Genomic DNA, 7,798 nt, shown 5'->3' on the forward strand with positions numbered 1-7,798 from the left:
GCGGACTTTTCCGCCCTATTTATTAAATGGATTTGAGGTTATAGCAGTATGAAACCTAATGAAACTATTTCTCCAACTCAAGCAAAACCACAGCCCAAAAGTGCCAACCTTTTTTACAACCCCACTTTTCGCTCAGTTGTTTTCCAAATTCTCGCCGTCGCGGCGCTTTGTGCTTTCTTTTATACGATTGTAAATAATGCACTCACTAACTTAGATTCCCGTGGTATCGCCACTGGTTTTGATTTTCTATCCCAAGAAGCTGGTTTTGGTATCGGCTTAACACTGATTGAATACGACGAAACATTCTCATACGGTCGTACATTCTTTATCGGTCTTCTCAATACCGCTTTAGTTTCAGTATTAGGCATCATGTTAGCCACAGTACTGGGCTTTAGTATGGGTATCGCTAGACTATCTTCAAACTGGCTAGTTAGCCGATTTGCAGCAGTCTACATTGAGATATTCCGAAATATCCCTCTTCTGTTGCAAATCTTCTTCTGGTATTTTGCCGTTCTACAAGCTTTGCCTTCTGCCCGTCAAAGCATGAGCCTTGGCGAAGCCATTTTCTTGAATGTACGTGGTTTGTACTTCCCTGCACCAGTGTTAGAACAAGGCAGTAGCATTGTCATCGCATCATTGATTACTGGTGTCATCGCTACTTTTGTTATCAACATCTGGGCGAATAACAAACAAAAGCTAACCGGTCAACAAACACCAATGTTGCGAATTGCTGCGGCACTGGTTGTGGGCTTACCGTTAGTCACTTACTTTGTTATGGGCATGCCTATCTCTGCGGAGTACCCTGTTTTGAAAGGGTTTAACTTCAAAGGTGGTATCAGCATTATTCCTGAACTGGCAGCATTGATGCTCGCTTTAAGTATCTACACAGCCGCATTCATCGCCGAGATTGTGCGTTCAGGTATCAACGCGGTAAACCATGGGCAAACAGAGGCTGCTATGTCTCTAGGGCTCCCGCGAACAAGAACTCTTAAGTTGGTGATTATTCCGCAAGCATTAAGAATTATTATCCCACCACTAACCAGTCAGTATTTAAACCTGACCAAAAACTCATCACTTGCGATGGCCATTGGTTACCCCGATCTTGTGTCTGTATTTGCAGGAACAACATTGAACCAAACGGGACAAGCTATCGAAGTAATCGCGATGACAATGGGCGTCTACTTGACCCTAAGCCTATTAACATCCGCTCTAATGAACATATACAACCGCAAAGTAGCGTTGGTGGAGAGATAAGATGAGTACACATCAATTTCAACCTGATCTTCCGCCTCCAGCGAATACTGTTGGACCTGTCGGTTGGTTAAGAAAAAATCTATTTAATGGACCAGTTAACAGTGTCGTCACTGTGGTGCTTGCTTACTTCGCTTTCACTTTATTGTGGGCAATAGCAGACTGGGCATTCTTGAGCGCTGACTGGATAGGAACAACACGTGATGCCTGTACTAGCGAAGGCGCTTGTTGGGTTTTCATTAGCGTTCGTTGGGACCAATTCATGTATGGCTTCTATCCAGAAGCGGAACTGTGGCGTCCTCGTTTTTTCTACGCAACATTGGCTATTTTTGTTGCTTTGTTAGCTTACGAAAAAACACCTAAGCGTACATGGATTTGGTTATTCTTCGTAAACATCTACCCGTTTATCATTGCAGGCTTACTGTACGGTGGTGTCTTTGGACTAGAGGTTGTTGATACTCATAAATGGGGCGGCCTACTGGTTACACTGATCATCGCACTTGTTGGTATCGTTGTATCACTGCCTATCGGTGTCGCACTGGCGCTAGGGCGTCGTTCAGAGATGCCAATCATCCGCAGTATGTGTACCGTTTACATCGAAATCTGGCGTGGTGTACCACTGATTACAGTCCTATTCATGGCCTCGGTAATGCTTCCGCTCTTTTTATCAGAGGGAATGGAGACCGATAAACTGATACGTGCACTTGTCGGGGTAGTACTGTTTAGTGCTGCTTATATGGCGGAAGTAATCCGTGGTGGTTTGCAAGCAATACCAAAAGGTCAATACGAAGCCGCTGACGCTCTGGGGTTGAGCTACTGGAAAAAAACAGGCCTGATCATTCTACCTCAAGCTCTTAAAATCACGATTCCTTCAATTGTGAATACCTTTATTGGTTTGTTCAAAGATACCAGTCTAGTTTTGATTATCGGTATGTTTGATGTACTAGGGATTGGCCAAGCCGCGAATACCGACCCTGAGTGGCTTGGGTATTCAACAGAAAGTTATGTATTTGTCGCGTTAGTGTTCTGGGTGTTTTGTTTTGGCATGTCGAGATACTCGATTTGGCTAGAAAACAGACTTCACACCGGTCACAAACGATAATTAACAAGATCAAGGACGTATTATGACGCAGCAGACAGAAAACAACTCTCAAGGTCTTATGATCGAGTTGAAAGACATGAACAAGTGGTACGGTGAGTTCCACGTACTTAAGAACATCAATCTAGAAGTTAAAAAAGGCGAAAAAATCGTTATCTGTGGCCCTTCAGGTTCGGGTAAATCAACGATGATCCGCTGTATCAACCGATTAGAAGAGCACCAAAAAGGTCATATCTTTGTTTCAGGTAATGAATTGACGGAAGATCTGAAGAACATCGAAGCCGTGCGCCGAGATGTAGGTATGTGTTTTCAACACTTCAACCTATTCCCTCACCTTACGGTATTAGAAAACTGTACTCTGGCTCCGATTTGGGTCAAAAAGATGCCGAAAGAGGAAGCTGAAGCCATCGCGATGAAATTCCTTGAACGTGTAAAAATCCCAGAGCAAGCAGATAAGTTCCCTGGTCAGCTTTCAGGTGGTCAACAACAGCGTGTAGCTATCGCTCGTTCTTTGTGTATGAACCCTCAGGTTATGCTATTTGATGAACCAACATCGGCACTAGACCCAGAAATGGTTCGTGAAGTATTGGACGTAATGGTCGAATTGGCCGAAGAAGGCATGACAATGTTGTGTGTAACGCACGAAATGGGCTTTGCTAAAGAGGTTGCAGATCGCGTTATCTTTATGGATGCAGGTGAAATCATAGAAGAGAACAACCCTGTCGACTTCTTTGAAAACCCACAATCGGACAGGACGCAGAACTTCTTGAGCCAAATCTTGCACCATTAATGTGTTATGATGCATAAACTATAGAGGCGGCTTAGGTCGCCTCTTTATTTTTCTATGTTCCTTTTATTTTTCGATGTTATCGTTCGTTTTCCAATGGTTATAAATCATTAGCCAATAACTATAAAAGTTTGAACATCGAGTGTTAGCGACACTTTATACGTCGTTAGAAATACTTTGTTACACCTTCAGAAACACTTAACCGACTATTTTGATTATTATTTTAGGTATAGAAGAGGAATGAAAGACTTGATTTTTCGAACTTTCAGCCCCATAAATGTACTAATAACTATTGAAGTCACCTTACGAGGAAGATTATGAACAGCCCTATGTTTTCACGCACAGCATCTCAAGAAAGTGCTCTGCAAACCAATAAAGTGTTGCGTAACACCTACGCACTACTGTCTATGACACTACTTTGGTCTGCTGTAGTAGCAGGCGTATCTATGGCGATGAACCTTCCTCGCCCTGGTCTTATCATTATGCTAGTTGGTTTCTACGGCCTTCTCTTCCTAACAGAAAAGAACCGTGACAACAGCATGGGTCTAGTCTTCACATTCCTATTTACAGGTTTCTTAGGCTACACCATAGGTCCAATCTTAAACATGTATGTTGGCGCAGGCATGGGTGATGTCATCCTAACTGCACTTGGCGGTACTGCACTGGCATTTATGGCTGCGTCTGCTTACGCCCTAACAACAAAACGTGACCTTTCATTCCTTAACGGTATGCTAATGGCTGGTTTCGTTGTTCTGCTAGTCGGCATGGTCGCAAACATCTTCTTACAAATGCCACTACTATCACTGGCAATGAGCGGTATGTTTATCCTATTCTCGACTGGTGTAATCTTGCTAACAACGCAAAGCATCATTCGTGGTGGTGAAACGAACTACATCTCTGCAACGATTAGCTTGTATGTATCGATCTACAACATCTTCATTAGCCTACTAAGCATCTTAGGCATTATGGGTAACGACGACTAATCGTTTCCATCACTGAATGATATCTAGCCCAAGAGCCTATCTCTTGGGCTTTTTTGTAACTATAAGTACGATATTTTTTGAGATAGCTACAATTTCTGTTGAGAAAGATAAACTTGGTCATGTACCCTATCTGAATAGTTAATTGGACTCTGGATTAAACATGTTTGAATATAACGGCAAGCAAATCGAAACCGACGCTCAAGGTTATCTGTTGGATTACACTCAATGGGAAGAAGGTATGATTGAAATTCTTGCTCAAGATGAGGAAATTGAACTTACTGATGCACACTTAGAAGTCGTACATTTTGTAAGGAGCTTTTACGAAGAATTCAAGACATCTCCAGCCGTTCGCATGCTTGTTAAAGCGATGGAGAAAGCGCACGGCCCTGAGAAAGGTAACAGCAAATACCTCTTCAAATTATTCAAGAAAGGTCCAGCAAAACAAGCAACCAAACTCGCCGGTTTACCTAAACCAGCAAAATGCTTGTAGAACTAAAATAGCGCTAGGTTGCTCTCAAGGTAAAAAGGTCAATACTGTAGTGCCATAACTACAGTATTTTAAACTCACCTACACCTACGTCTTGCCGCAGATCACTATCTATAACTTGATGCATCACTACCTTGCTTACTGTTGCGCTAGAAGGGCCAATATGAAGCCAAGCGTGTAGCTTCTCCAATTGCCGCTCCTCTCCAACAGCTAACACTTCAACTCGACCATCATTTAGGTTCTTTGCATAGCCTGAAATGCCTAAAGCTTGCGCCTGTCGACTAGTGTGATAACGAAATCCGACACACTGAACTACGCCTGACACGACAAAAATATACTGTAGAGTATCCATAACGTTGCCTCATAAATTATATGGATGATATAGTTGCGATTCTATTCATTCACCATTTATTGGTGGGCTTACTTCGAGTATTACAATTATGAAAGAAATCCCGTTTCGTTGGATTGACAAATATCTCATTCACCTAAAAATCCAAGAAAAGTTCTATCTACTATTCTTATTACCTCTTATCGCCCTGGTTATACTGACTCTAGTTTTAGATAGCGCCGCGGACTCTTTACTTGCCCACCTTTACCAGGATGAATTGCACCTGATGAAAGGGCTGATTGAAGCTGGACAACTCACTAAAGATCAGGTGTCTCAACTCATTAGTAATTCTGAAACCATCTCTTTGGGATATGGTGCAGGATCTGTTTCTGTCATGAATGGAGCCTTCAGTTTAGTCGCAAGCCATGAACAAAATCTTTGGTCAGCTCTTTCTACGACTCAGATTTCGATTATTGCAGTAACTCTAACGCTTATCGCTCTGGGTGTTTACTACATCATGACTTTCATCGGTGGTGCTATGTTCTCAATGAACAAAGCACTCAGCACACTTGCGAGTGGCGATTTAACTTGTCGTATGAACTACTTTTTAGTTCGCGATGAGTTCAGTGAAATTGCTATTACTATCGATAAGGTAGCGGAGCGTGAACAGAACATGGTTCTCTCAATCCAAGAGTCTGTTGCACTCATGCAGCAGATCAGTTCGGATTTAAACCAATCAACGCAACAGAGTTCAAATATCTCTAGTAATCAACAAGAGCATTTGAATAGCCTTGCGAGCGCAACTGAACAAATGGCAGCAACGATTCGCGAAGTCGCTACCCTTGCCCATGAGTCAAGCACTCAAACGATGGACGCTCGCGGTGTCGCGCAAAGTGGTCAAGTTAAGGTTTCTAATACTTTGGAATCGATCTCTAGCTTGTCCCAAGAGATTCAATCGGCTTCGCAAGCAGTAGAAGAACTCGATGCTAATGCGGCGCAGATCGATGAAGTAGTCGCAACTATCAATGGTATCTCTGAACAAACTAACCTGTTAGCGCTAAACGCTGCGATTGAAGCTGCTCGAGCTGGAGAGCAAGGCCGCGGTTTTGCAGTTGTTGCTGATGAAGTTCGCGCCCTTGCCGGACGAACTCAACAAGCGACAGTTGAAATTCAGAGCATGATCGAGTCATTACAGCGTAACAGTCAATCGTTAACAAAACTGATGGAAGTGACAGTAAACAATGCCAATGAAGGCCAAACACTGATGTCGGAAGTGAACGTTGAGATCGGTTCTTTAGCTGAGAAAAACCAGTCTATTTCTGATAGTAGTACGCAAATTGCTACTGCTGCAGAAGAGCAAGGTGTCGTTGCGGATAACATTGCACAAAGTGTTGAAGAGATTCGTCATCAATCAGACGGCATCTGCGAGATGATCAGTAAGAGTAACTCTAACGTTGACCAACTTCGTAAGCAGAGCGATACGATGGAAGGTTTGCTGACAGGTCTTAAAGCTTAATACTGACATCTAGCCACCATCTAATGATTGTTCAATACAAGGGCTGCTTTTGCAGCCCTTTCTTATTTGCTTTTCCCTTGTACTTCCCCGACAATACCCCTCCTTCAAATTCAACAAACAGAGTAAATTATGACTCCTTCAATTCATCTAGCTAAGGGCCGTGACAAATCACTACGCCGCAAACACCCATGGGTATTTTCACGCGGTATCGATAAAGTCGAAGGCGAGCCACAATCAGGTGAAACTGTAGACGTATACGCTCAAAATGGTCAGTGGCTCGCAAAAGCGGCTTACTCGCCGGAATCTCAAATTCGAGCTCGTGTTTGGACATTTGAAAAAGAAGAGATCAACAAAGCATTCTTCGTAAAACGAATTCAAGACGCGCAATCTTTGCGTGAAGATATCATTGAACGTGATGGCCTAACTGGCTACCGTCTTACTGCAGCAGAGTCAGATGGCCTTCCAGGTATCACCATCGACAAATATCAAAATTTCCTAGTATGTCAATTACTTAGCGCCGGTGCTGAATTTAACAAGAGCGTATTAGTTGAAGCTTTGATTGAATGCTTCCCAGACTGCAACATTTACGAGCGTTCTGACGTAGCAGTTCGTAAAAAAGAAGGCCTAGAACAAGTTGTTGGCGTACTTCACGGTGAAGAGCCACCTAAATCAGTGGTAATTGAAGAGAACGGCGTCAAAATCAGCGTAAACATCATGGAAGGCCACAAAACTGGCTTCTACATGGACCAACGTGATAGCCGTAAAGAGTCAATGAAGTATGTTAAAGGCAAAGATGTGCTTAACTGTTTCTCATACACTGGCGGCTTTGGTCTTTACGCGCTTAAAGGCGACGCAAAACGCGTAATCAACGCAGACGTATCTCAACTTGCTCTAGATACAGCTAAATTCAACGCTGAACTCAATGAATTTGATATCTCGAAAAAGCGTGCTGTATTCCTAAACGCAGACGTATTCAAACTGCTTCGAGAGTACCGAGACCAAGGCACTAAGTTTGATGTCGTTATCATGGATCCACCAAAGTTCGTTTCAAGCAAAAACAACCTAACATCAGGTGCTAACGGCTACAAAGATGTAAACATGCTTGCAATGCAAATCCTAAATCCTGGTGGCACTCTACTCACCTACTCTTGCTCTGGCTTGATGGGCACTGATTTATTCCAAAAAATCATCGCTGACGCTGCTCTAGACGCTGGCAGAACAGTAAAATTTGTCGAGCGCTTCGAGCAAGCCGCTGACCACCTAACAGATACAGCGTACCCAGAAGGCTTCTACCTAAAAGGCTTCGCTTGTAAAGTGTTGTAACTGTAGGGTGTTGCAACCTCAACG

At 43.2% G+C, this 7,798-nt stretch carries 8 protein-coding genes; 7 read left to right on the plus strand and 1 reads right to left on the minus strand.

All coding sequences use genetic code 11. The features are described from left to right. Window positions 1-48 precede the first annotated feature (48 nt). The 5 genes from OCV44_RS07825 (at window position 49) to OCV44_RS07845 (ending at window position 4,610) form a co-directional block, all read left to right on the plus strand. Window positions 49-1,254, plus strand: a complete 1,206-nt coding sequence (locus OCV44_RS07825; protein WP_139685807.1) for an amino acid ABC transporter permease — start codon at window positions 49-51, stop codon at window positions 1,252-1,254. Between the two features lies 1 nt (window position 1,255). Continuing rightward, on the plus strand, window positions 1,256-2,353 hold the full coding sequence (locus OCV44_RS07830; protein ID WP_139685808.1) for an amino acid ABC transporter permease: 1,098 nt from the start codon (window positions 1,256-1,258) through the stop codon (window positions 2,351-2,353). 22 nt (window positions 2,354-2,375) lie between these two features. Beyond that, window positions 2,376-3,140 carry an amino acid ABC transporter ATP-binding protein gene (locus OCV44_RS07835; protein ID WP_009846639.1) on the plus strand — a complete coding sequence of 255 codons (765 nt, stop codon included), beginning with the start codon at window positions 2,376-2,378 and terminating at the stop codon, window positions 3,138-3,140. Window positions 3,141-3,454: 314 nt separating this feature from the next. After that, window positions 3,455-4,120, plus strand: coding sequence for a Bax inhibitor-1/YccA family protein (locus OCV44_RS07840; protein WP_012603870.1), 666 nt, complete (start codon window positions 3,455-3,457; stop codon window positions 4,118-4,120). A 160-nt stretch (window positions 4,121-4,280) separates the two neighbouring features. Next, complete coding sequence (locus OCV44_RS07845) at window positions 4,281-4,610, plus strand: TusE/DsrC/DsvC family sulfur relay protein (RefSeq protein ID WP_139685809.1); 330 nt, start codon at window positions 4,281-4,283, stop codon at window positions 4,608-4,610. Between the two features lie 58 nt (window positions 4,611-4,668). On the opposite strand, the gene yccX is transcribed toward OCV44_RS07845, so the two are convergent. Further along, the gene (gene yccX, locus OCV44_RS07850; protein WP_139685810.1) at window positions 4,669-4,959 is read right to left on the minus strand and encodes an acylphosphatase; all 291 of its coding nucleotides are present in this window, start codon (window positions 4,957-4,959) and stop codon (window positions 4,669-4,671) included. Between the two features lie 88 nt (window positions 4,960-5,047). Here yccX and OCV44_RS07855 point away from each other — a divergent pair, with 88 nt between their 5' ends. Further along, on the plus strand, window positions 5,048-6,451 hold the full coding sequence (locus tag OCV44_RS07855) for a methyl-accepting chemotaxis protein (protein ID WP_139685811.1): 1,404 nt from the start codon (window positions 5,048-5,050) through the stop codon (window positions 6,449-6,451). Between the two features lie 129 nt (window positions 6,452-6,580). After that, entirely contained in the window at window positions 6,581-7,774 is a 1,194-nt protein-coding gene (locus tag OCV44_RS07860) for a class I SAM-dependent methyltransferase (RefSeq protein WP_139685812.1), read from the plus strand. The last annotated feature ends 24 nt before the right edge of the window (window positions 7,775-7,798 follow it).

Origin of the sequence: Vibrio tasmaniensis, assembly GCF_024347635.1 — a bacterium.
Taxonomy (GTDB): domain Bacteria; phylum Pseudomonadota; class Gammaproteobacteria; order Enterobacterales; family Vibrionaceae; genus Vibrio; species Vibrio tasmaniensis.